Source organism: Thioclava sp. DLFJ4-1 (assembly GCF_002020145.1).
In the GTDB taxonomy this organism is placed as follows: domain Bacteria; phylum Pseudomonadota; class Alphaproteobacteria; order Rhodobacterales; family Rhodobacteraceae; genus Thioclava; species Thioclava sediminum.
Genome location: NZ_MPZT01000006.1, coordinates 421,556 through 442,902, shown reverse-complemented (window position 1 = coordinate 442,902; position 21,347 = coordinate 421,556). Strand labels below are relative to the sequence as shown.

Here is a 21,347-nt window from a genome sequence, read left to right as displayed (position 1 = left end):
TATGCTCCGGTCCGCATCGATCATCGACCAAACCGCCCGCATATCTCTTCAGATATCTATCAATGTCAAAGAGCGCGGAGACAAAATCAACCGGCCTCGCCTCAATCCCTTGGGGCGCCGCCTGCCAACCGTATCTCCAAAATTTCCTTCGCCTTCAGTCTCTTGCGATCCCTTCCGGCGCCCCGTTGCGGTGTGTGCCGCTTCGGTGAGGCGGTATTTACGGATCACTCCGCGGAGTCGCAAGTGCCTTTTTCGAAAAACTGTCACTTTTCTCGAAAGAACAACGCAACACACTGAAATCGCTACGCTTTCAACACCGCCGCAAATGCACCCAATTCACACCAAACCACCGCAGGGAAGAATCTTGCGCAAATCACCCCACCCCGCGAAACCTCCTGAGGACCATGCCCCAAGGGCAGCGCCCCAAACCGCCCGAGTCACCAGCGAAATGAACGGAATCGAATAGCCATAAATGCAATGAAGACGCCGAGCCAAGCCTAGGCTCAGGGTCTATTGGTCGGCGCGCATCCCCAGTGGCGGCCTCTTCCTGAGAACAGAACACCTGACCCACGGCGCATGACACTCATGCCGCGTGGGCCCTTTGGATCAATCGGCCAACCTGATCGGCCCGCGCTCGGGATAGAGATCGCCGGGACCGGGGTTTGCCGCGGGGCTGCTGCCCCCGAGATGCGTCATGATCCCCCACACCGCATTGAGCGACGTCTGCACCGCACCTTCGACCCAGGCGGGGGTCCAGCTTACACCGTCCCCTGCGAGGAAAACGCCCTTCTGGCTTGCCGCCATGCCTTGCTGCATGAAGTGGCCATAGATTCGGTGGTTGTAGCGATAGTGACCCGGCAGGGCGCCCTTGAAGGCCCCGAGGAAGTTTTCGTCCGCCTCCCAGCTCACGCAGATCGGCTGGCCTCGGATATGCGAGGCAATGTCGACGCCGGGGTAAATTTTGCCCAGCGCCTGCAGCGATAGCTCTACCCGGCGCTCCGCACTGAGCGGCAGCACCTTGAGCGCGTCGCTCATCCAGGCGTAGCTGAGGCAGATCACGCCGGGCCGGTCGGGTCCGTTATCGAAGAAATAGGTGCCGCGCGTCAGCCGGTCGGTCAGCGTCATCGACATCAGCGGTTCGCCGGTTTCCGGATCTATGTCGTTCCAGAACGGCCGGTCGACCATGACGAAGGTTTTCGCGGCCTGCATGTAGCGGGTCCGGTCGAGCGCCATCCACATCTTCTGATCGAACAGATCCTCTTCGGTCTCGATCGCCGTCGTCAGCAGGTGCGTCTGGCAGGTCGCGAGGACCGCGGCATAGTCGTCCTCGTTGCCCCACTGGTCGCGAAGCCGGATCATCTCGCCTGCCCGGCTCAGGGCGGTCGCCCGGCTGCGCGTCGCACCGCCATGCAGGCTCGCGAGCGTCGTGCCCTCCGGCCAATGCGCGCAGGCAGGCGCCGCGTTCCAGAGGCGATGCAGGACAGTTTCCACCCCGCCCACGATGTAGCGCTGATCGTCGTCGAGCCCGAGCAGGTTCACCCGCAGGATCTCCAGCATTGAGTTCGGGAAGTCCGAGTCCCAGCCGCCGGTGCCGAAGCCGACCTGACCGAAAATCTCCCGGTGCGAGAAATCGAGCTTCTGGAACGCGTCCGAATGGGCCACGAAATCATAGAAGGTGCGTTCGTCCCAGTCTTGGACGAGCGGATCCCAGATCGCCTTGATGGCCTCAATGTCCTTGGCGCGCACCGCGGCTTGCAGATCGGGGAAAGCCGCCTGACTGCGGAGTGCCTCATCATAGGCCTCTGCGATCTGATGGTATTGCTCGGGCAGGTCTCCGAGGCTGCGGGCGAAATGGCGTTGGCCCTCAAGCTCGATGACAGTTGACCCAGCGGCGGGCGTCAGCGGGTTGGGAAAGGGTCGGCTCTCGCATCCGACGAGATCGACATAGTGGTAGAACCCACGTGAGGAGACGGGGAAGCGCATCCCGCCAAGCTCCGCCACGACCCCATCCGTTCCTTCGAAACTCTGCGAACGTAGCCGCCCGCCGAACTGAGAGGACTCGTAGACAACGGGCCGCAGACCCAGCTTCATCAATTCGTAGGCCGCGATTACCCCGGCCGCTCCGGCACCGATGATGGCGACTGGCGCGCCCAGCATGTCTTTGGGAAGCGTGCCGAGACCCGCGGGATGACTGATCCAGTCCTCATAGGAAAAGGGGAAATCCGGTCCAAAGGCTGTCAATTGCTGCATGGCTGTCTCCTGCTCCGCCAGTCGTCACCGCAACCCGATGGATGCGGTAAAGAAGACCTCTACGAGAATATCAGGGTCTGCAAGCAGGCATTCCGCCGGCGCTCGGGCCGGCGGGTTGACCAGATCGATCCGGCCTTTCAAGCCCGAGTCACCGCAGCGAAATCCGCGGCGGCTCTCACCCGGGAGGCGCCATCGGGCCGGCGGCCTCCGTCGCGGCGATGTATCCCGGCTGCGCTCGCAGCGCCGCCCAATAGGCCGCAACTTTCGGATGATCCGCGAGCAGATCGAACCGCGCCAACAAGGCGATGATATAGGACATCTGGATATCGGCCAGCATCGCCTTGTCGCCAAATAGCAGAGGCCCGGTACCGATCGCCCGCGCGATGAAATTGAGATGGGCATCAAGCGCCGCCTGCGCCTGAGCGGGGACGGGCTTGTCGCGGAAGGCTGGCAAAATCGCCTGCAGCGCGACCTCGGCGAAGGAGCTCTCGACGTAATCGAGGAGTTCCTCATGTTGCCAGAATTCCGGAGTGCCCCGCGGCGGTGTGTGGGTCTCGTCGCCGTATTTCGCGACGAGGTAGCGAAGGATCGTTGCGGACTCCGCGAGTATCCGATTGCCGTCCTCGATCACCGGGGACTTGCCCAAGGGGTGAACCCGGGAGAGGGCCTCCGGCGCGCGAAAATTCTCGGTGCGCTGATAATCGACCCGGTGGCAGGGCTCGCCAAGATCGGCGAGCAGCCACAGCACCCGGGTCGCGCGGGAATAGTGCAGAGCGTGGAGGGTAATCATGGCAGGAACACCGCTTTTGCGTTGACGAATTCTTTCATGCCGAAGCCGCCATGCTCGCGCCCGTAACCCGAATCCTTCACCCCGCCGAAGGGCATGTTCGGATCGGCGGTCCCGAAAGAGTTGATCCGGACCATCCCCGTGTCGAAGTGATCGCGGGCGAGTTTGAGGCCGCGGTCCTCATCCTTGCTGAAAATCCCACCGCCAAGGCCATAGCGGCTATCATTGGCGATGCGCATCGCATCCTCGTCATCCTTGGCGCGGATCACCGCAGCGACGGGACCGAAGATTTCATCATCATAGGCGGGCATGCCAGGGGTCACGTCGACCAGCACCGTCGCGGGATAATAGGCGCCGGTGCCGCCCGGGGCCTCGCCACCGCAAAGCGCCTTTGCACCCTTGGCGAGGCTCTGCTCCACCTGCTCCTTCACCGTCTCGAACTGATCCTCGCTGGACAGCGGACCAAGCTGGGTGTCGTCTTTCGTGGGATCGCCCATCTTCACTGCCTTCATCTGCGCCACGAAGGCCTCGACGAAGGCGTCATAGACCTTGTCCGCCACGACAAAGCGCTTCGCCGAGACGCAGGTCTCGCCGTTATTATACAGCCGCCCCATCAGCGAGAATTTCACCGCCGTTTCGATATCGGCATCTTCCAGCACGAGATAGGCATCGTTCGAGCCCAGCTCCAACACGGTCTTCTTCAGCGCCTTCGACGCCACGCTACCCACATGCCGACCTGCGCCGTCGCTGCCGGTCAGGGTCACACCGCGCACGAGCGGATGCTCGATCAGATTGTCGCTGGTCTCGTGGTCGATCAGGATGACCTGGAACAGATCCTCCGGCAGCCCGGCTTCGATGCACAGCTCGCGCAGGCGCAGCCCGGAGCCGGTGCAGATGCTCGCATGTTTGAGCACGCAGGCGTTGCCCGCCATCAGGTTCGCCGCCAGAACACGGACCGGCTGATAGAGCGGGAAGTTCCACGGCTGGATCGAGTAGATCACGCCGATCGGCTGATAGGTGACCACACCACGCGATCCGCTCGCGCCGTGGGTGCGTTCCTCGTCGGCCAGCGCGTCGGGCCCGGTCTTCGCGGTATATTCAAAGATCGCGGCGCAGATCTCGACCTCGGCCTTGCCGTCCTTCAGAAGCTTGCCGGTCTCGCGCGTCATCAGCGCGGCCAGCTCCTCCGCATTCTCGCGGAGCTTCGCGGCGATCTTGGTCAGGTAGGGCGCGCGTTCGGAATGGGACAGCTTGCGCCACTCCAGAAAAGCGGACTGCGCGGCCTCGAGTTTCTCGACGGCCTCCTGCTCGGACATCAGCGGATAGGTCTGGATCGTCTCGCCCGTCGCAGGGTTGGTGGTGGTGATCGTGGACATGAGAACTCCTTCGATTTCACCAGGGAAACTTGCACCGCAGTCGAGGAGTTCCAGCGCCCGCGACGGTAACGCGGCGTCTTTCGGCCCGCGAAACGGTCACTGCTGACCACGAAAACTTGTCCCTAAACCGACCCTACCCCTCCCGTGCAGTGCCACACCCCCGACACCCCCAAAAACGACGCAGCGGAACGTAGCCGCGCGCCTTTTCGCTGCACGCTTTGCGGTCGCCTCGGACGCAGGGCGCTCTATCTGGCAATGCAAGCGCGCCCTCGGAAATCTCTGGGCGTGAACCAACCTCTTCCCGACGACATTCAAATCTGGAGATCGACATGGCGACCACTGGCAAGCAACTGTTCACGACGCTGGAGGCAGACGGTACGCTCACCGTCGCGATCGAGGACGTGGACTTCCCCGATCCGACCGGCAACCAAGTCCTCGTGAAGATGGAAGCGGCTCCGATCAATCCGTCGGACCTCGCCATCCTCGTCGGCGCGGCGGATATGGAGAACGCGGAATATTCCCCCGGCAAATTCGTGGCCAAGATGCCCGAGCCGTTCAACGCGGGTTCGAAAGCGCGGCACGGCCTTAAGCTACCCGCCGGGAACGAGGGCGCGGGCACCGTGGTCGCGACCGGTGACAGCGACGCGGCCAAGGCGCTGATGGGGCAACGCGTGTCCTGCGTGCCGGGCAACGCCTACAGCCAATATTGCACCGCCGACGCGCAGATGTGCCTGCCGCTGGGCGATCACTCCTCCGAGGAGGGCGCGAGCGCCTTCGTCAATCCGATGACCGCGCTGGGGTTCGCCGAGAACGCCAAGATGGACGGGCAGGACGCGATCCTGCACACGGTCGGGGCGTCGAACCTCGGCCAGATGCTGACCCGCATCTGTCAGGAGGACGGGCTCGGTCTCGTCAATATCGTGCGCAAGGACGATCAGGTCGATCTGCTCCAGAAGATCGGCTCCACCCATGTCGTGAACTCGTCGCAGGATGACTTCATGGAGCAGCTCAGCGCCGCGATCGACGACACCGGCGCCTTCTACGGCTTCGATCCGATCGGCGGCGGCCACGCGGTCGACAACGCCTTCAAGGCGATGGAACAGGTCGCGGTGAGCCGGATGACGGAATATTCGCGCTACGGCTCGAACCAGCCGAAGCGGATGTTCATCTACGGGCGGCTCGACACCGGCCCGACGACGCTTTCCCCGAGCTATGGCTTCGGCTGGACGCTGTCGGGCTGGCTGCTGTTCCCGTTCCTGCAAGCGGCGGGGCAAGAAACCGTCGGCCGCATGCGCAAGCGCGTGCGCGACAATCTCACCACCACCTTCGCCAGCCATTACAAGACGCGCGTCAATCTCGACGAGATGCTGACGAAGGAAGCCGTGACCGATTACCGGAAGATGAAGACCGGGGAGAAATACCTCGTGACCCCCTGGTCCTGATGATTCATCGCCGAAGCGGCTCGGAACGGATCCGGGCCGCTCCGGACTCTGACGAACCGACAGTCGCTGGGCTAGACCAGAGTCAGCTCGCGCTCCGCCCGTGTCGACGCGGCGGAAACAGCAATCTGAGGCAGAACGCAGTCTCTGCGAGGATCGTCACCCCGTATGCCGGGGCGAAAGCCGATGAGAGGTCGGGGGCGAGAAACCGGATCCCGCTGCCAATCAGATAGACCAGACCGGCCAACGCGAGCCCCACCCCGAAGGCTTTCGCGAAGAGGCCCGAGCGCCAGACCAGCGCGCCCATCATCAGGCTGTTCACACCGAAGAAGACCAGCCCGAGATCGTAGCCATGGCCATGCAGCTCGAGAAAAATCAGCGCCAGCGACTGGGCGTCGGCCAGATCATGTGCGTTTGACAGAAGCAGCCAGGCCGTCTGCAAAGCCATCAGATTTGCCGCGATGAGGACCGCCTGAATCAGCCGGAACACCATCGCCGATAGGGCAAGACCCGGAGCGACGCTGCGAAAAATCAGGTAAAGCAAGGCGGCAAGCCCCGCATCGCTCAGCGCCATCACGAGATCAGCGATAATCGCCAGCCGGAACTGGCCCGGCGCCGCCAGTATCGCTGCGGCCGTGCCCGCGGCATCTGAAAGGTCGATCAGAGGAGCGCGCAGGCCAAGTTCGGCGCCGAGCCCCATGACAATGATGATGAGATATAGCAGCCCGGCGAGGCGCGACTTTCGGATCAGGTCGTCCGTCAGGGAAAGTTGGGCCACGCGGAAGTCCTCCGTTGATTGACGCTCACGCCGCTCTCGATTGCGCCACGACCGTGGGTCGGAAGGTGCCCGGCCCGCGCGGACGGTTCGCGCGCTGCCCGGCCCAGACCGAGATCAGAACGATAGCTGCGCCGCTCATCTGGAGCAACGACAGGCCCTGCCCCAGCCAGAGCCAGCCAAGGGAGACCGCCGTGACCGGGCTCATCATCCCCAGCATTGAGACCGCGCCGGGCTCGAGACGGGCGATGCCCCGGAACCAGATCGCATAGGTCGCGCCCGCCCCGATCAGGCCAAGCCAGATCAGACCCGACAGGTTAAGCGCGGTCAGCGGCGGCAGGGACGGCTCGACGATCAAAGCCAGTGGCAGCAGGACCAGCCCACCCGCCGTCAGTTGCCAGCCGGTGAAACTCAGCGCCGAGACAGGCGGCTGCCATTTTCGGCTCAGCACGGTGCCCGCCGCCATCGACGCGGCCCCGCCAATACCGGCGATAACACCCACGGGATCGAGCGCGGCTTCCGGCCCCAGCAGAAGAAGCGCGACGCCCAGCACACCCGTCGCCGCAGCAGTGACGGCCCCGGCACGCACCGGCGTGCCAAGCCAGCCGCGCGCCATGAGGATGACCATCATCGCCTGAAGCGAGCCGAGCGTCGCCGCGACCCCGCCGGGCAGACGATAGGCCGCCACGAAGAGAAGGCTCCAGAACAGAGCGAAGTTCAGGCTGCCAAGGAGGAAGGTGCGGCCAAGCCATGCACGCGGCGGCAGCGACCGCGTGAGCGCGAGCAGCAACAGCCCCGCAGGCAAGGCGCGCAGGGCCGCAAGCGTGATGGGGTAGCCAGCGGGCAGCGCCTCGGTGGTGACGAGATAGGTGCTCCCCCAGACAGCCGGGGCGAGCGCCGTGAGGAATATATCGGTGGTACGTGGCATCGGGTGACTCGTATTCAGGGCGAAGACTGGGCTTTCGCGGGCGGTATCGGCGGACCGCTTGAAGGTGCCTTTGGCGCCTTCGGTCGGGTTGCTCAGCGGAAGTGGCGCGGCGAGAGACAGGGGCGCTCGGGCCAAGGCTCGAGCCCGATATCGCGCATCAGATGAGGCGAGAGATCGCGCGGCACGCGGCGCGGATGGAAGCGCCGATGCCGGAGACCACGGAAGAAAAAACGGATCTTCATCAGGGGCATTCCTCAGGCGACGAGTTTCAGGGAACTGCGCAGCTGTGTCGCGAGGTCGTCGCGCGTCCCGTTCAAGAGCCGCGCGCCGGTTTCCCGGACGATCAGAGCCGGAATGGAGCGGACCTGAAGGGCACGGGCGCGTTGCCGATCGGCTTCGACAGCCTCCGCCGTGGCCGGATCGTCGAACGCCTCTGCGAAGGCCGCCGCCTCGAACCCGAGGCTTCGCGCGACGTCGCGCACGATGACCGGATCGGCGATGTTCCGGGCCTCGGTGAGATGCGCGCGCTGCAACCGGTCGAACATCTCCCAATGGGCGTCCTGCCCGCCCAGCGCCTCTGCGGCCTTGCATCCGAGCGCGGCGGTCATCCCGTGGGGATAGTCGAAATCAGCGGCCCGCATAGCCTCGATATCGACAAGCTCGGGCCGGTCGCTGACCTCTCTGCAGACCGCCCAATGCCCAAGGATGGTCGCGCGGGCGGCTTCGGGGGAGCCCCAGCGCGTGGCCATTTCGGCGCGATCTGCCTGCAGGACGAATGTGCGATGCCGGATGTCGAGATCGAACTCGGCGGCGAGGCTGCGCATCCGCGACGAGATGTTGAAACACCAGCAGCAGACCACGTCGTGAAAGAAATCGATGGTGAGCTTGGGCATCACGCGGCCTCCTCGTTCAGAGCGGCTCCTGCCAACCGCGCCGCGATGCGCGCGACATGGGCGCCCTGGAAGCGTGCGCCCGCGAGATCGGTCTCGGTCGGTCTCCGCGACCCGTCCGCCCCGGCGATCGTTCCAGCGCCGTAGGGCGCACCGCCGACGATCCCGTCCGCCCGCGTCTGATCAGCGAAAGTGTAAGGCATCCCGGCGATGAGCATCCCGAAATGCTGCAGCGGAATCTGCGTGGAAAGCAGCGTCGCCTCGTGCCCGCCATGCTGCGAGCCGGTCGAGGTGAACACGGCGGCAACCTTGCCGACCAGCGCATTGCGCGCCCAGAGTCCGCCCGCCTGATCGAGGAAGGACTTCACCTGCCCGGCCATCATCCCGAACAGCGTGGGCGTGCCGAAGATGATCGCATCATAGGCTTCGAGATCGGCGGGGCTAGCGACGGGCGTGTCGTCGGCGGCGAAGCCAGCCTTCTGCCGGATATCGTCAGGCAGGGTTTCGGGAACGCGGCGCAGATCGACATGCGTGCCGGGCACGCTGCGCGCCCCCTCCGCTTCGGCTTGGGCGAGCGTGCGGACATGGCCGTAGCTGGAGTAATAAAGAACGAGAACGCGGGTCATTTGATCCTCTCAGGGCATGGGTTTCGTTGCCTGAGAAGATCGCGGATCAGCCGCGCCAGAATAAGCGGCCGAGGCGCAAATCACTCTTTACGCCGGTTGAAGAATGTCAGGCTTCCATCGCCGACCGCAGGTGATCGAGAAACGCCGTCACTTTCGCATCCATGCCCAGCCGCGAGGCGGTCACGGCGAAAATCTCCGGCGCGGGCAGTTCCCACTCGGGCAGGAAGCGCACCAGATCGCCGCGCCTCTCTGGCTCGTTCGAGACGAAATCCGGCAAGGTGCCGATGCCTTGCCCCGCGATCAGCAGGTCGCGCAGCACGAGACTGTTGCCCACGCGAATGGCGGGATCGAGATCTAGCGTGGTGGCCCCGGACGGCCCGTGCAGCGCCCATTTCGTCAGATGGTCGGCCAGCAGGAAGCCGATGACCCTATGCCCCGCGATATCCTCCGGCCCTTCGGGCGTCCCAGCTCGGGCAAGATAGGCAGGCGCGGCGAAGATGCGCTGCCGCATGGTGCCGATCTTGCGCGCGACCAGAGCCGAGTCCGGCATCGCGGGGCGGATGCGGATCGAGACATCGAAGCCGCCCTCCACCATGTCGACCACTCGGTCATCGAGCGAGAGCGACAGCCGCAGATCGGGATACGCCTCCAGAAACTCCGGCAGGATCGGGGAAATTACCGTCTGTCCGAAAGAGCTCGAGGCGTTCACTTTCAGATGCCCGCGCACCGCCCCGGCCCCGTCGCGGATACGTGTCTCGACCGAGGTCACCGCGTCGAGGATACCGCTCGCCTCGTCGTAGTAGAGCCGCCCGGCATCGGTCAGAGACATCGAGCGCGTCGTGCGTGTCAGCAGTGAGCTCCCGAGGCTTTCTTCCAGCAGCTTTATCTCGCGGCTCAAAAGCGCGGGCGACACCCCGAGATCCTCCGCCGCGCGCGCGAAACTGCCGCGCTCGACTATGCGGCGGAAGGCTTGCATGACGGAAAGCTTGTCCATTTCGGAAAACCCTCGGGGCGGTCAGGTAGCGCTCCGAATAGCACGAATTTCGCGCCACGCGAACGCTCTCCCCGAGAGCTTCAGCAAGCGCCGAAGCCGCAGGGCTCATCGCCGGGGATTGGACCGACTTTCCGAAACGCGGCCCAAGGCTGCGACCAGAGGGCCCGCTCACTCGGCGGGCCGCTCCTCCAGATCCAGCCGCATCGTGGCCATGCCCTGCCGCCGCGACAGCTCCTCATAGCCAGCCGAGAGATAGGCGTTGTGGGCTGGCGCGTTGTCGACTTCCACCTTCAAGGTCAGGGTCAGCGCCCCGAGGTCGCGCGCCGCCTGCTCCACATGGCTCGTAAGCTCCGCAGCGGCACCACCGCGTACTTCTTCGATGAGATAGACATAGGTAAGGTGCCGCACTTCCGGCCCGACACCCTCACGCAGCGCGAAGAAACCCACGTCTCGCCCCGCGGCATCCTGCAGGTAGAAGGAAACATCCTCGCGGTCTCCGAGCCACTTCTGATGCCATTCCATCTCGTCGAACGGGACTTTCGCATTGGGATTGAGCAGCGGGATTTCGGCGTCCGAAAGCATTGCTGCCAAGGGTGCCAGATCGCGGTCGCGGTTGCGGCGCAGGGTAAGTGCCATATGTCCTTCCTTCGGCTGGGCCCGGCACGTGCGCCGAGGGTCCTCATGAAAGGTCGCGTGCCTGACACAGAAGTCCAGTGCGGGTCAACCGGAGGGTGCCCCGCAACTGCGTCCATGTCCACGGTGCGGGCAGGCCCGAGCGGCGGGCCAGCAGATAGCGGCGCTCGAATATTCACCATTTCGGAGCTTTGGAGAATAATCGAGCGAGCTTTGTGAGGGGTGTGGGGACGGCACAACAAAGCTCGCTCGATACCCCGCGGCTCAGGTCAGGCTTGTTTGCGGCCGGTGACCATGGCTCTCGCGAGGTTTTCGTGATGGGAGAGGCCCGCGAGGTGCACGCCTCCCAAATGTAGGACACTCAACTCGAGTGTCAGGTGGGCGGTGGCGAATCCCGCCACCAGCCCTCAGTATCCGAAGCGGACGAAAGGGCCTCAGACCCGACTGGCCGCTCCTTTGCTCATCAGTCCAGCTCGGAGCCGATGATCTCGCCCGACACCGGGTCGAGCTTCAACTCAAGCCGACGACCGTCGCGATCGCGGACCTTGGCTTCGTAGCTGTAGCGCTCCATCTCCATCTTGCTGATCTGGTAGCCCTCGGCACGCAGGTCGCTGGCGACCTCGTCCACCTTCTTCCACTGCTCGCGTGCCTGATTCATGTTGCGAACTTCCTCGCGGTAGTTCGACGGCATGCCGTATTCGCCCTCGGACTCGCCATTGCGATACGAGTTGCGATATTCGTTCCGGTATTCGTAGGTCTCGCGGTTCTGGGACTTGGTCTGCGTGGCATTCTTCTGCGGCAGCATGACCTGACCGCCCGACTGCCCGCCGCCACCATTCCCATTGCCACCAAGACCCTGCGCCTGTGCGGCACCGAGGCTGAATGCGCCGACAGCGGCACCGAGGGCGGCGGTGAAGAGAAGAGTGCGTTTCATCTTTAACTCCTGTGATCGGATAGGGGCGAGTTGCCCGGATGAGACGACATTGGCAGAATCACTCTGACGCCGTACTGACGGGCTTTGTCAGCGTTCTGTCAGCTTGTTTGCGCTAGGAAAGCCGCATGAAAACGCTCACGACCCTCCTCCTTCTTTCGCTGGCCACGGCCACGCCCGCCCTCGCCGATCGCGCGGGCGGCGGCGGCGGCTCGGGCCGAGGCGGCTCGGATCACGACCGGGCGCGCAGCGCGGTCGAGCGCGAAGAGATTCTGCCGCTGTCGAAAATCCTCGGCGGCGTGCGCAACCGTTTCGGCGGCCGCGTCATCAAGCTGGATCTCGAATCGGATGACGGTCACTATGTCTACGAACTCAAGCTGATCACCCCGGAAGGCCGGATCATCGAGCTTGAGGTTGACGCGGCGACCGGTTTGCCGATTGGTGGTCCCGAAGACAGCGAGCGCGACGGGGACAAGTAATGCGCGTATTGGCGGTCGAGGACGACCAGAGGATCGCGGCGGATCTCAAGGCTGCGCTCGAGGCGGCGGGATTTCTCGTCGAGACCTGCGCGGACGGACTCGATGCGTGGTTTCTGGGCGATACCGAAGATTACGACCTCGTCATTCTCGATCTGGGCCTGCCGAAGATGGACGGGCTGAGCATCCTCAAGAAATGGCGCGCCAATGATCGCGAAATGCCGGTGCTGGTGCTGACCGCGCGCGGCGCCTGGACCGAGCGGGTCGAAGGCATCGACGCGGGCGCGGATGACTACCTCCCCAAACCGTTCCGCATGGAAGAGCTGGTCGCCCGTGCGCGCGCCCTGATCCGGCGCTCGGCGGGGCGGGCCTCGGCGAACCAGAGTGTGGGCGAACTAACGCTCGACGCGAACCGGATGAGCGTATCTATCCGCGGTGTGCCGATCGCGGCGACGGCGCTGGAATTCCGGCTGCTCTCCTACCTGATGCTGCATCGCGACCGCGTCGTGCCGCCGACGGAACTGCTCGAACATCTCTACGGCGACGACGACTCGCGCGAGGCCAATGCGCTCGAGGCGCTCGTCGCGCGGCTACGCCGCAAACTCGGCCCCGGCGTGATCGGCACGCGGCGCGGCTTTGGCTATTTCCTCGAAGGCGGCGGCGCGTGATGCGGTTGTCGCTGCGCCTCCGGCTCGCGCTTGGCGGCGCGCTCGCGGTGGTGCTGGCGCTGGCGATTGCCTCCGCCGCGCTGACGGCACTGTTTGCCGCCCATGTTCAGCGCCGGGCCGAGGCCGAACTGTCGGTGCAGCTCGATCAGGTCGTGGCGGCGCTCGGACGCGATGCCGACGGGAGGCTGGCGCTGCAGACGCCGCCCGCCGATCCGCGCTTCGATCAACCTCTCAGCGGGCTTTATTGGCAGATCGACCTCGGCGACACGCTGCTGCGGTCGCGCTCGCTTTGGGATTACGCGCTGCCTCTGCCGCCCGATGAGCTGCCCGACGGACATATCCACGTGCATCGTCTGCCCGACCAGGCAGGCGACACCCTTCTGACGCTGGAGCGCAGCGTGACGCTGCCGCCTTCGCTGGGCGGGAGCCAAGTGCGCGCGGCAGTCGCGCTGACGACGGTCGATCTGGATCAGGCGCGCAACGATTTTCTGAAAGAACTGCTGCCCTATAACGCGATCCTCGCAGCCGCTCTGATCGTTGCCGGATGGGTTCAGCTCTTCTTCGGCCTGCGGCCCTTGTCGGAAGTCGGGCGCCGCGTGCTCGCCGTGCGCTCGGGCGAACAGCGGCGGCTTGGCAGCGATTTCCCGAAAGAGGTGCAGCCCCTCGCGAATGAGGTCGACGCGCTGATCGACGCCCGCGAGGCCGAGCTGGACCGCGCGCGCCACCGCGCCGCCGATCTCGCGCATGGGTTCAAGACCCCGCTGCAGGCGCTGATGGGCGAGGCGGACCGGCTGCGCCAGACCGGCCAGACCGAGCCCGCCGCCGCCATCGAGGAAATTGCCGAAGCGATGCGCCGCCATGTCGATCGCGAGCTGACCCGCTCGCGCCTCGCGGGGCGCGTCGTGAAAGACAAGGCCACGGTGGCTCCTGTCGTGCAGCAGATCGTCTCGGTGATCCGGCGCACGCCCACGGGCAGCGCGGTGGAGTGGGACATCGCCGTGCCCGAGGACCTACAGGTGACGCTCGACGCCAGTGATCTTGCCGAAGCACTCGGGGCGTTGATCGAGAATGCCAGCCGCCATGCCACATCGCAGGTCACGATCCGCGCCAGCCGCCGCGAGGGGCTGATCGCCATCGACGTGCAGGACGATGGCCCCGGCATCTCGGCAGACCGCATCGAGCATCTTCAGAAACGCGGCGCGCGCGCCGATGAAAGCGGTCATGGTTTGGGACTGTCGATCAGCGCCGAGATCGCGCAGGCCGTCGGCGGCACGCTGAGCATCGCGAATGCGGAGACCGGGCTGCGTGTGACCCTGATCCTTCCGGACGCCCGCGCTGACGTCCCCGGCACGCGCCGCTCCTGAACACCAGAAACGGGCATCATCCTCACGCATCGTTTATGAGCGATGTCCTGCCTACATATTCAAGTTTTGGAACATGAATCGATCGCGGCGCATTTCTCCGGCAATCCCGAGCTGACGGAAATTCGGAGGCAAATGACATGACCATGCGTTTTGAACAGATCCTTGCTGAAGGGATCGCACAGTGCTCCTACCTCTTGGGCGACACCGGCAGCGGCACCGCCGCGGTCGTCGATCCCCGCCCGGATTGCGATATCTATATCGAGCGCGCCAAGGCGCTCGGCCTGACGATCACCCATGTGTTCGAGACCCATATCCACGCCGACTTCCTGTCGGGCGCGCGCGAATTGGTGGACCGGCTGGATGGCACGCCCAAGCTTTGCGTCAGCGTCGAAGGCGGCGCCGAATATGACTTCGCGCATGAGGGCATCCGCGATGGCGACAAATTCACCTTCGGCCAGCTCACGCTCGAGACGCGGCACACGCCGGGGCACACGCCCGAACACGTCTCCTTCCTGCTCTACGAGAAGGACAATGACGACCCGTGGGGCGTGCTCAGCGGCGATTCCTTCTTCGTGGATTCGGTCGGTCGGCCCGACCTCTTGGGCGACGACAAGACCGAGGAACTGACCGAGGCGCTCTTCCGCACGACGCAGGAATTCTACATGCAGCTGCCCGATGGCGTTCTGGTCTACCCCTGCCACGGCGCGGGCTCGGCCTGCGGGCCGAATATCGGCGACCGGATGTCTACGAGCATCGCCTATGAGAAAGCCCATAATAAATATGTCCAGATCACCGATCTGCAGGCCTTCAAGGACGAGATGACGAAGGACGCCCCGCCGGTGCCCACGCATTACCCGCGCCTCAAGAAGGTCAATGCGGCGGGCCCCGAGGTGATGCACGGATTGCCGCGCTGCATCGGCAAGACGCCGGAGGAGTTCGAGGCGCTCATCGCCAAGAATGACGTGCAGCTCGTCGATCTCCGCGACATGCTCGCCTTCGGCGGCGGCTTTATCGAGGGCTCGATCAACATCGGGCTGCAGCCGATCCTCTCGGTCTGGGCCGGATGGATGCTCGATCCCGACAAACCCATCGCGCTTGTGAGCGAAAAAGCTGCCGACATCGACGAGGCCGTGCTGCGTCTCTGGCGCGTGGGTTTCACGAAATTCGCGGGCTACCTGAACGGCGGCATCGCCGCGTGGCGCACCTCCGGGCGACCGCTCGCGCATATCCCGCAGGTCACGGTGCAGGCGCTGAAGGGCAGCGATCTGACCCCGCTCGACGTGCGCAAGAATGAGGAGTGGGACGGCGGCCATATCCCCGGCGCGATCCACCATTTCCTCGGCACGCTCGAAGACGAGATGGACCAGCTCGACCGTTCGACCGATTATGCGGTGTATTGTCAGGGCGGCTACCGTGCCAGCGTCGCTGCGAGCCTGCTGCACCGCGCCGGGTTCAAGAACGTCTCCGCCGTACCGGGCAGCTTCGGCGCATGGTCCGCGCAGGACTACCCGGTCGAAACCTGAACCGCTTTCAACTCAAGGAGCCAACACCATGAGCTACACCATCGACAAACGCCTCACCGATACCACGCTGGAAGAGGCCGACACCCGGACCCGCGAGGCCCTCAAGGAACAGGGCTTCGGCGTGCTAACCGAGATCGACGTGCAGGGCACGATGAAGAAGAAGCTGGACGCGGACATGCCCGGCTACCTGATCCTCGGCGCCTGCAATCCGAAGATGGCGCATCAGGCGATCCAGCTGGAGCCGAATGTCGGCGCGATGCTGCCCTGCAACGTCATTCTGCGGCAGGACGGTTCGGACATCCTCGTCTGCGCGATCGATCCGCAGGCCTCGATGACGGCGATCGACAACCCGCAGCTCAAGTCGGTCGCGGGCGAAGTGCGCGACATGCTGGCAAAGGCGATTGAAGCCCTTTGAGCTGGAATGACCCCGGCAGCGAGGCCTCCTCCGCTGCCGGGGCACCCGCACACGCGTCCCGCGCAGCCCTTGCATTCGAGAGCCGTTTTGCGGGATATCACGGCCGGACGACCTCCCATGCGAGGTCCCGTTAAGCGAAGGCCAGAATGTCCCAGACCGATCGTCTCAAGACCGACTGTTCCCAATGCGCAGCCCTGTGCTGTCTGGTGCTGGCCTTCGACAAGGGCAAGGATTTCGCCTTCAGCAAGAACCCCGGCGAGCCCTGTCGGCATCTCTGTGGGCATGACTGCTCGATCCACGACAAGCTGACGCAGGAAGGGATGGCGGGCTGCGTCGCCTATGACTGCCTCGGCTCCGGCAACCGTGTCGTGCAAGAGGTCTTCGGCGGGCAAACCTGGCAGAGCGAGCCGCGCCTGATGCCGGTTATGATGGAGGCCTTCTCCGCCATGCGCGAAGTCCATAAGCGGATCGACCTGCTGCACGCCGCCGAGACCCTGTCGCTGGATGCGAGCGACGAGCGCAAACGGCGCGATTTTCTCGACCTTCTCGAACAGCACGAATGGACCCACCCCGAACTGGCTGAATTCGAGTTCGGACTGGCGCTGGAAATCGACCTCTTCTTCCACAGCCTCAGCACCTGACGACGCCTGCGACTCGATGCGTCGGGGTCACCCTGAAGCGCTCAACTCCCCGCCAGAGCCGACAAATTTTGACTGCCTGAAGAAGCTGTGATCTGATCCGGATTGGGCACTCTGCCCGATCTATCTCAAGAGGCCGAGCGTGCAGCCTGCCTTTCGCACCGAAGCATTGTCGAAGACCTACGGCGAAGGTCCTGCCGCGGTTCACGCGCTCCGAGAGGTGACGCTGGAAATTCCGCGCAGCGAGGTCGTCGTGCTGCTGGGCCCCTCGGGCAGCGGCAAATCCACCTTTCTCAACATCATCGGCGGGCTCGACAGGCCAAGCTCGGGTCAGGCGTGGTTCGGCGATCAGAACCTGACCGAGATGTCCGACCGCGCGCTGACGCAATACCGGCGCAGCCATGTCGGCTTCGTCTTCCAGTTCTACAACCTGATGCCCAGCCTCACCGCGCGCGAGAATGTCGATCTGGTGACCGAGATTTCGCATGACCCGATGGATGCCGGCGAGGCGCTACGGCTGGTGGGGCTGGAGGGACGGCTCGACCATTTCCCGGCGCAGATGTCGGGCGGCGAGCAGCAGCGCGTCGCCATCGCGCGCGCCATCGCGAAGCGTCCGGCGGTGCTGTTTTGCGACGAGCCGACCGGCGCGCTCGACAGCACGACGGGGCGGCGCGTGCTGCAGGTACTCGACGATGTGAACCGCGAGCTGGGCACCACCGTGCTGATCGTCACCCATGCGGCGGCGACGGCGGCGATGGCGCATCGCGTGCTGCATTTCACCGATGGCCAGCTGCGCGAGACGATCGTCAACGAGACCCGCGCCGATCCTGCCGAGATCGAATGGTGAGCCGATGGCCCTGACCGTCCTCCATCGCAAGCTGTTCCGCGACCTCTGGCGCATCCGGGCGCAGGCGCTGGCGATCTCGGCGGTCGTCGCTCTGGGCGTGATGGTGCAGGTGATGATGGCGGGCCTGACCGATACGCTCACCGTCACCCGCGACGCCTATTTCGAGCGGCACCGGCTGGCGCAGGTTTTCGAGCCGCTCACCCGCGCGCCCAGCTCGATGATGGAACAGGTCAACGCCATTCCCGGCGTGCTGGCCGCCGAAGGCCGTATCAGCGGCTTCGGCCGGATCGATGCAGACGGCGGCGAGCCGGTGCAGGCGCGCATCCTGTCGCTGCCCGGTGCGGCGGGGCTCAATGGCATCCTGATGACGGCGGGACGCAAGCCCATCGCCGGGCGCAGCGACGAGGTCGTGCTGCTCGACACGTTCGCAGCCGCACGCGGGATCGCGCTTGGAGATACGCTCGGCGTCACCGTCGAGGGCCGCCACCAAAAACTGCAGGTCGTCGGTTTCGCCCGTGCACCGGAGTTTCTGTTCATGCCCGCGCCGGGCGAATTCTTCCCGACCGATGGCCGCTTCGCCGTGATCTGGATGGAGCGTAAGGCCGCTGCCGCCGTTCTCGATCTCGACGGCGCGTTCAACGAGGTGCTGGCGCTCACCACGCGGGAGCGGCCCCGCAAGGCGGTGCTCGCCGATCTCGACCGGCTGATGGCGCCCTATGGCGGCGGCGCGGGCTATGTGCAGGACCAGCAGACCTCGGCGCGCTTCATCGAGGAAGAACTCAAAGGCCTGCGCCAGTCGCGGGTGTTTCTGCCGCCGATTTTCCTCGCCGTTGCGGCTTTCCTGCTCAATGTCACGATCACCCGGATCGTGCAGGCCGAGCGGCGCGAGATCGGGTTGATGAAAGCCTTCGGCCATAGCGGGGCGGAGATCGCGGGGCACTACCTCGAAATGGCGCTGATGATCGCCTTTGCGGGCGCGCTGCTCGGATCGGCACTGGGCGTGATGCTGGGGCGCTCGATCACCGGGCTCTACATGGAATTCTACAAATTTCCCTATCTCGTCTTCTCGATGCATCCCGGCCCCTTCGCTGGGGGCCTCGCCTTCTCGCTGCTCGCCGCCGCGCTCGGTGCAGCGATTGCGCTGCGCACGGTGTTCCGCCTGACGCCCGCCGAGGCGATGCGCCCCCCAGCCCCGCCCGATTTCACCCATGGCCGCGTCGGCTTCCTCGCGACCGTCACGAAGGTCTTCGACCAACCGGGGCGGATGATCCTGCGCCAGATCACGCGGCAACCTGTACGCAGCCTCGGCACGGTCGCTGGCGTGGCCGCCGGCCTTGCGTTGAACATGGCGATGCTGATGATCTATTCGGGCTTCGATCACACGATGGATGTCACCTTCGGCTTTGCCGACCGCTCGGATGCGACGGTGAGCTTCATCCATCCCGTCTCGCGCGATGTGACACATGAGATCGCGCACCTGCCCGGCGTGCTGGAGGCCGAGCCGACGCGCTACGTGCCGGTCCTCTTCCGTAACGGCGTCATCACCCATCGCGGCGAACTGACCGGCCTGTCCGAGGATGCGCAGCTCAACCGCGCGCTGCGGCCCGATCTGGAGCCGATCGCCTTGCCCGCGCAAGGAGTCGTGATCTCGCGGGGGCTCGCGGATGTGCTGAAACTTCAGCCGGGCGAAAACCTCACCGCCGAAGTCACCGAAGGCCGCAAGCGGACCCTCTCGCTGCCGGTCGCGGCGATCTCCGACACCCTGCTGGGCGCTCCGGCCTATATGCGCCTCGACTCGCTGACCCGGGCCGTCGGCGAGGCGGACCGGATCACCTCGGTCTCGATCCGCACCGAGGGCGCCCCGTCGCCGGAGCTTCTGCACGAGCTGCGCGAGCGCCCCAAGGTCGCGGGCGTCTCGATCAAATCCGACAGCTTGGCGGCGTTCCGGGAAATCGCCGACGAGGGCGCGGGCCAGATGCGCTTCGTTTTCGGCGCGATCGCCTTCGTGCTGAGCTTCGGCATCGTCTACAACGCCGCGCGCAACGCATTCGCCGAACGCGCGCATGAATTGGCGAGCCTACGCGTCCTTGGCTTCACCCGCGGAGAGGTGACGCTGATCCTGGCCGGAGAGATCACGGTGCTGGTCGCCTGCGCGCTCCCGGTCGGCATCTGGTTCGGCTGGACGCTTGCCAAGTTGATCGCACGCGTTTTCTCCAATGAACTCTACCGGGTCAGCGTCAGCTTCGATCTGCCCAGCATCGCGACGGCGGTGCTGGTCGTGGTCTCGGCGACGCTGGCCTCGATCCTGATGTTGCGCCGCGCGCTGGATCGGTTGAACATGATTTCGGCGCTCAAGGCGAGGGACTGACCCGTGACACCAAAACCCCGGACCAGATGGCTCATTCTCATCCTGATCGGCCTGATCGCGGCGGGCGCAATTGCCGCGCTGCTTTGGCCGCAGCCGCAGACCGTCGATATGGGCGAGGTCACGCGCGGTCCGATGAAGCTCGTGATCGAGGATGATGGCCGGACCCGCGTCAGCGAAAGCTACACGGTCTCGACCCCGGTGAGCGGCAGGCTGCAGCGGCTCGATATCCATGTCGGCGATCATGTCGTCGCGAATGAGACGGTCGTCGCCCGGATGCGCCCTGCCCTGCCCGCCGTGCTGGATGCGCGCAGCCGGGCGCAGGCGGAGGCCGCGCTGGCCGAGGCTCAAGCCGCGCTGAGCGCCGCCGAGGGCGATTACCGCGCCGCCGTCGCGATGCGCGAACAGGCCGATAGCGATCTCGCGCGGTCGCAGCGGCTCGCGCTTTCCGGCACGATCAGCCAGTCCAAGCTGGACCGCGATCAGATCAATGCCGATTACGCCGCCGCGCAGGAAGCCGCGGCGAAAGCTGCCATCGCGATGCGCGAGGCGGCGCTGGCCTCGGCGAAATCCGTGCTGCAGAACGACGCCGCCGCGAACAACAGCGACGGGGTCGAGCCGATCCCGCTTTATGCCCCCGCGACCGGAACGGTGCTGCAAATCCTGCAGGAAAACGAGACCGTGCTCTCTGCGGGCTCCCCGATCATGGAGATCGGCGACATCTCGGAGGGGCTCGAAGTGGTGGCCGATCTTCTGTCGCGTGACGCGGTGCGCGTGCGCCTCAACGATCCGGTGGAGATCACCGATTGGGGCGGGCCGGATGTACTCGAGGGCAAGGTGGCCCGCATCGATCCTTCGGGCACGACGAAGGTCTCCGCCTTGGGCGTCGAGGAACAACGCGTCGGCGTGGTCATCGCCTTTACCGGCGATGCCGCACAGCGGGCCGGTCTGGGCCACGGCTTTCAGGTGACCGCCCGGATCGTGGTCTGGCAGAACCCCGACGCGCTGCGCGTCCCGTCGAGCGCCCTGTTCCGGCGCGGCACCGGCTGGGCCGTCTTCAAGGTCGAGGACGGGCGCGCGCGGGAAGTGAACGTGAAAATCGGGACGGACAACGGCACCTATGCCGAGCTTCAGGACGGTCTGAGCGAGGGCGACAAGGTTGTACTCTATCCGGTCGAGACGCTGGAAGACGGCGCACCGGTGGAGGCCCGATCCGGCGGTTGAGCTGCGCCTCATGCCCCGCCCCAACCACCTCGCGAGGAATCACGAAGCCGCACGAAAAGGGCACCAACCGATCAAATATGCTTGGGGCGACGCTCAAAAAACCATCACTTGAGAGTTTTTTGCGCCCAAATGCCATGCGGGGCGCAATCGAGGCGGCTTTTGCCCCCTCTCCACCTTTGGAAACGCACCAAGGTCATG

At 65.0% G+C, this 21,347-nt stretch carries 21 protein-coding genes; 10 read left to right on the top strand and 11 right to left on the bottom strand.

Annotation, left to right across the window (positions count from 1 at the left end):
• Positions 1-606 precede the first annotated feature (606 nt).
• The 3 genes from BMI85_RS19855 to BMI85_RS19845 form a co-directional block, all read right to left on the bottom strand.
• A complete protein-coding gene (locus BMI85_RS19855) occupies positions 607-2,250 on the bottom strand; it encodes an NAD(P)/FAD-dependent oxidoreductase (RefSeq protein ID WP_078602499.1) in 1,644 nt (547 codons plus the stop codon).
• A gap of 175 nt (positions 2,251-2,425) precedes the next feature.
• Complete coding sequence (locus BMI85_RS19850; protein WP_078602498.1) at positions 2,426-3,040, bottom strand: glutathione S-transferase; 615 nt, start codon at positions 3,038-3,040, stop codon at positions 2,426-2,428.
• On the bottom strand, positions 3,037-4,413 hold the full coding sequence (locus BMI85_RS19845; RefSeq protein ID WP_078602497.1) for an NAD-dependent succinate-semialdehyde dehydrogenase: 1,377 nt from the start codon (positions 4,411-4,413) through the stop codon (positions 3,037-3,039). The genes BMI85_RS19850 and BMI85_RS19845 overlap by 4 nt, the downstream gene beginning before the upstream one ends.
• 329 nt (positions 4,414-4,742) lie before the next feature.
• Between BMI85_RS19845 and BMI85_RS19840 the strand changes: the two genes are divergently transcribed.
• A complete protein-coding gene (locus tag BMI85_RS19840; protein ID WP_078602496.1) occupies positions 4,743-5,855 on the top strand; it encodes a zinc-binding dehydrogenase in 1,113 nt (370 codons plus the stop codon).
• Positions 5,856-5,937: 82 nt separating this feature from the next.
• Here BMI85_RS19840 and BMI85_RS19835 read toward each other — a convergent pair whose 3' ends face one another.
• The 8 genes from BMI85_RS19835 to BMI85_RS19805 form a co-directional block, all read right to left on the bottom strand.
• Positions 5,938-6,630, bottom strand: a complete 693-nt coding sequence (locus BMI85_RS19835) for a DUF4386 domain-containing protein (RefSeq protein ID WP_143595198.1) — start codon at positions 6,628-6,630, stop codon at positions 5,938-5,940.
• A gap of 25 nt (positions 6,631-6,655) precedes the next feature.
• Entirely contained in the window at positions 6,656-7,555 is a 900-nt protein-coding gene (locus BMI85_RS19830; protein WP_078602495.1) for an EamA family transporter, read from the bottom strand.
• Between the two features lie 92 nt (positions 7,556-7,647).
• Complete coding sequence (locus tag BMI85_RS21505; protein WP_168174822.1) at positions 7,648-7,797, bottom strand: hypothetical protein; 150 nt, start codon at positions 7,795-7,797, stop codon at positions 7,648-7,650.
• Between the two features lie 12 nt (positions 7,798-7,809).
• Positions 7,810-8,448: a DsbA family protein gene (locus BMI85_RS19825; protein ID WP_078602494.1), complete on the bottom strand. Its 639-nt coding sequence runs from the start codon at positions 8,446-8,448 to the stop codon at positions 7,810-7,812.
• Entirely contained in the window at positions 8,448-9,071 is a 624-nt protein-coding gene (gene wrbA, locus BMI85_RS19820; RefSeq protein WP_078602493.1) for an NAD(P)H:quinone oxidoreductase, read from the bottom strand. The genes BMI85_RS19825 and wrbA overlap by 1 nt, the downstream gene beginning before the upstream one ends.
• Before the next feature lie 106 nt (positions 9,072-9,177).
• Positions 9,178-10,065: a LysR family transcriptional regulator gene (locus BMI85_RS19815; protein ID WP_078602492.1), complete on the bottom strand. Its 888-nt coding sequence runs from the start codon at positions 10,063-10,065 to the stop codon at positions 9,178-9,180.
• 168 nt (positions 10,066-10,233) lie between these two features.
• On the bottom strand, positions 10,234-10,701 hold the full coding sequence (locus BMI85_RS19810) for a GNAT family N-acetyltransferase (protein ID WP_078602491.1): 468 nt from the start codon (positions 10,699-10,701) through the stop codon (positions 10,234-10,236).
• A 460-nt stretch (positions 10,702-11,161) separates the two neighbouring features.
• Positions 11,162-11,632, bottom strand: coding sequence for a PepSY domain-containing protein (locus BMI85_RS19805; RefSeq protein WP_078602490.1), 471 nt, complete (start codon positions 11,630-11,632; stop codon positions 11,162-11,164).
• A 125-nt stretch (positions 11,633-11,757) separates the two neighbouring features.
• Between BMI85_RS19805 and BMI85_RS19800 the strand changes: the two genes are divergently transcribed.
• The 9 genes from BMI85_RS19800 to BMI85_RS19760 all read left to right on the top strand — a co-directional run bounded on the left by BMI85_RS19800 (position 11,758) and on the right by BMI85_RS19760 (position 21,149).
• Positions 11,758-12,108: a PepSY domain-containing protein gene (locus tag BMI85_RS19800; protein WP_078602489.1), complete on the top strand. Its 351-nt coding sequence runs from the start codon at positions 11,758-11,760 to the stop codon at positions 12,106-12,108.
• Complete coding sequence (locus BMI85_RS19795) at positions 12,108-12,773, top strand: response regulator transcription factor (protein ID WP_078602488.1); 666 nt, start codon at positions 12,108-12,110, stop codon at positions 12,771-12,773. Before BMI85_RS19800 ends, BMI85_RS19795 begins: the two co-directional genes overlap by 1 nt.
• Positions 12,773-14,137, top strand: coding sequence for a HAMP domain-containing sensor histidine kinase (locus BMI85_RS19790; RefSeq protein ID WP_078602487.1), 1,365 nt, complete (start codon positions 12,773-12,775; stop codon positions 14,135-14,137). The genes BMI85_RS19795 and BMI85_RS19790 overlap by 1 nt, the downstream gene beginning before the upstream one ends.
• Before the next feature lie 137 nt (positions 14,138-14,274).
• Complete coding sequence (locus tag BMI85_RS19785) at positions 14,275-15,660, top strand: MBL fold metallo-hydrolase (RefSeq protein WP_078602486.1); 1,386 nt, start codon at positions 14,275-14,277, stop codon at positions 15,658-15,660.
• A gap of 28 nt (positions 15,661-15,688) precedes the next feature.
• Entirely contained in the window at positions 15,689-16,075 is a 387-nt protein-coding gene (locus BMI85_RS19780; protein ID WP_078602485.1) for a DUF302 domain-containing protein, read from the top strand.
• Positions 16,076-16,221: 146 nt separating this feature from the next.
• Positions 16,222-16,716, top strand: a complete 495-nt coding sequence (locus tag BMI85_RS19775; RefSeq protein ID WP_078602484.1) for a hypothetical protein — start codon at positions 16,222-16,224, stop codon at positions 16,714-16,716.
• A 139-nt stretch (positions 16,717-16,855) separates the two neighbouring features.
• Positions 16,856-17,560 carry an ABC transporter ATP-binding protein gene (locus BMI85_RS19770; protein ID WP_078602483.1) on the top strand — a complete coding sequence of 235 codons (705 nt, stop codon included), beginning with the start codon at positions 16,856-16,858 and terminating at the stop codon, positions 17,558-17,560.
• Between the two features lie 4 nt (positions 17,561-17,564).
• On the top strand, positions 17,565-19,928 hold the full coding sequence (locus BMI85_RS19765; protein WP_168174821.1) for an ABC transporter permease: 2,364 nt from the start codon (positions 17,565-17,567) through the stop codon (positions 19,926-19,928).
• 3 nt (positions 19,929-19,931) lie between these two features.
• Entirely contained in the window at positions 19,932-21,149 is a 1,218-nt protein-coding gene (locus BMI85_RS19760; RefSeq protein ID WP_078602481.1) for an HlyD family efflux transporter periplasmic adaptor subunit, read from the top strand.
• The last annotated feature ends 198 nt before the right edge of the window (positions 21,150-21,347 follow it).

Excerpts from the sequence above, each read along its gene's own strand:
- BMI85_RS19855 (WP_078602499.1), bottom strand. The coding sequence starts at position 2,250 with ATGCAGCAATTGACAGCCTTTGGACCGGATTTCCCCTTTTCCTATGAG.
- BMI85_RS19785 (WP_078602486.1), top strand. The coding sequence starts at position 14,275 with ATGACCATGCGTTTTGAACAGATCCTTGCTGAAGGGATCGCACAGTGC.
- BMI85_RS19780 (WP_078602485.1), top strand. The coding sequence starts at position 15,689 with ATGAGCTACACCATCGACAAACGCCTCACCGATACCACGCTGGAAGAG.
- BMI85_RS19795 (WP_078602488.1), top strand. The coding sequence starts at position 12,108 with ATGCGCGTATTGGCGGTCGAGGACGACCAGAGGATCGCGGCGGATCTC.
- BMI85_RS19765 (WP_168174821.1), top strand. The coding sequence starts at position 17,565 with ATGGCCCTGACCGTCCTCCATCGCAAGCTGTTCCGCGACCTCTGGCGC.
- BMI85_RS21505 (WP_168174822.1), bottom strand. The coding sequence starts at position 7,797 with ATGAAGATCCGTTTTTTCTTCCGTGGTCTCCGGCATCGGCGCTTCCAT.
- BMI85_RS19790 (WP_078602487.1), top strand. The coding sequence starts at position 12,773 with ATGCGGTTGTCGCTGCGCCTCCGGCTCGCGCTTGGCGGCGCGCTCGCG.
- BMI85_RS19840 (WP_078602496.1), top strand. The coding sequence starts at position 4,743 with ATGGCGACCACTGGCAAGCAACTGTTCACGACGCTGGAGGCAGACGGT.
- BMI85_RS19810 (WP_078602491.1), bottom strand. The coding sequence starts at position 10,701 with ATGGCACTTACCCTGCGCCGCAACCGCGACCGCGATCTGGCACCCTTG.
- BMI85_RS19830 (WP_078602495.1), bottom strand. The coding sequence starts at position 7,555 with ATGCCACGTACCACCGATATATTCCTCACGGCGCTCGCCCCGGCTGTC.
- BMI85_RS19775 (WP_078602484.1), top strand. The coding sequence starts at position 16,222 with ATGTCCCAGACCGATCGTCTCAAGACCGACTGTTCCCAATGCGCAGCC.
- BMI85_RS19825 (WP_078602494.1), bottom strand. The coding sequence starts at position 8,448 with ATGCCCAAGCTCACCATCGATTTCTTTCACGACGTGGTCTGCTGCTGG.
- BMI85_RS19815 (WP_078602492.1), bottom strand. The coding sequence starts at position 10,065 with ATGGACAAGCTTTCCGTCATGCAAGCCTTCCGCCGCATAGTCGAGCGC.
- BMI85_RS19800 (WP_078602489.1), top strand. The coding sequence starts at position 11,758 with ATGAAAACGCTCACGACCCTCCTCCTTCTTTCGCTGGCCACGGCCACG.
- wrbA (WP_078602493.1), bottom strand. The coding sequence starts at position 9,071 with ATGACCCGCGTTCTCGTTCTTTATTACTCCAGCTACGGCCATGTCCGC.
- BMI85_RS19850 (WP_078602498.1), bottom strand. The coding sequence starts at position 3,040 with ATGATTACCCTCCACGCTCTGCACTATTCCCGCGCGACCCGGGTGCTG.
- BMI85_RS19845 (WP_078602497.1), bottom strand. The coding sequence starts at position 4,413 with ATGTCCACGATCACCACCACCAACCCTGCGACGGGCGAGACGATCCAG.
- BMI85_RS19805 (WP_078602490.1), bottom strand. The coding sequence starts at position 11,632 with ATGAAACGCACTCTTCTCTTCACCGCCGCCCTCGGTGCCGCTGTCGGC.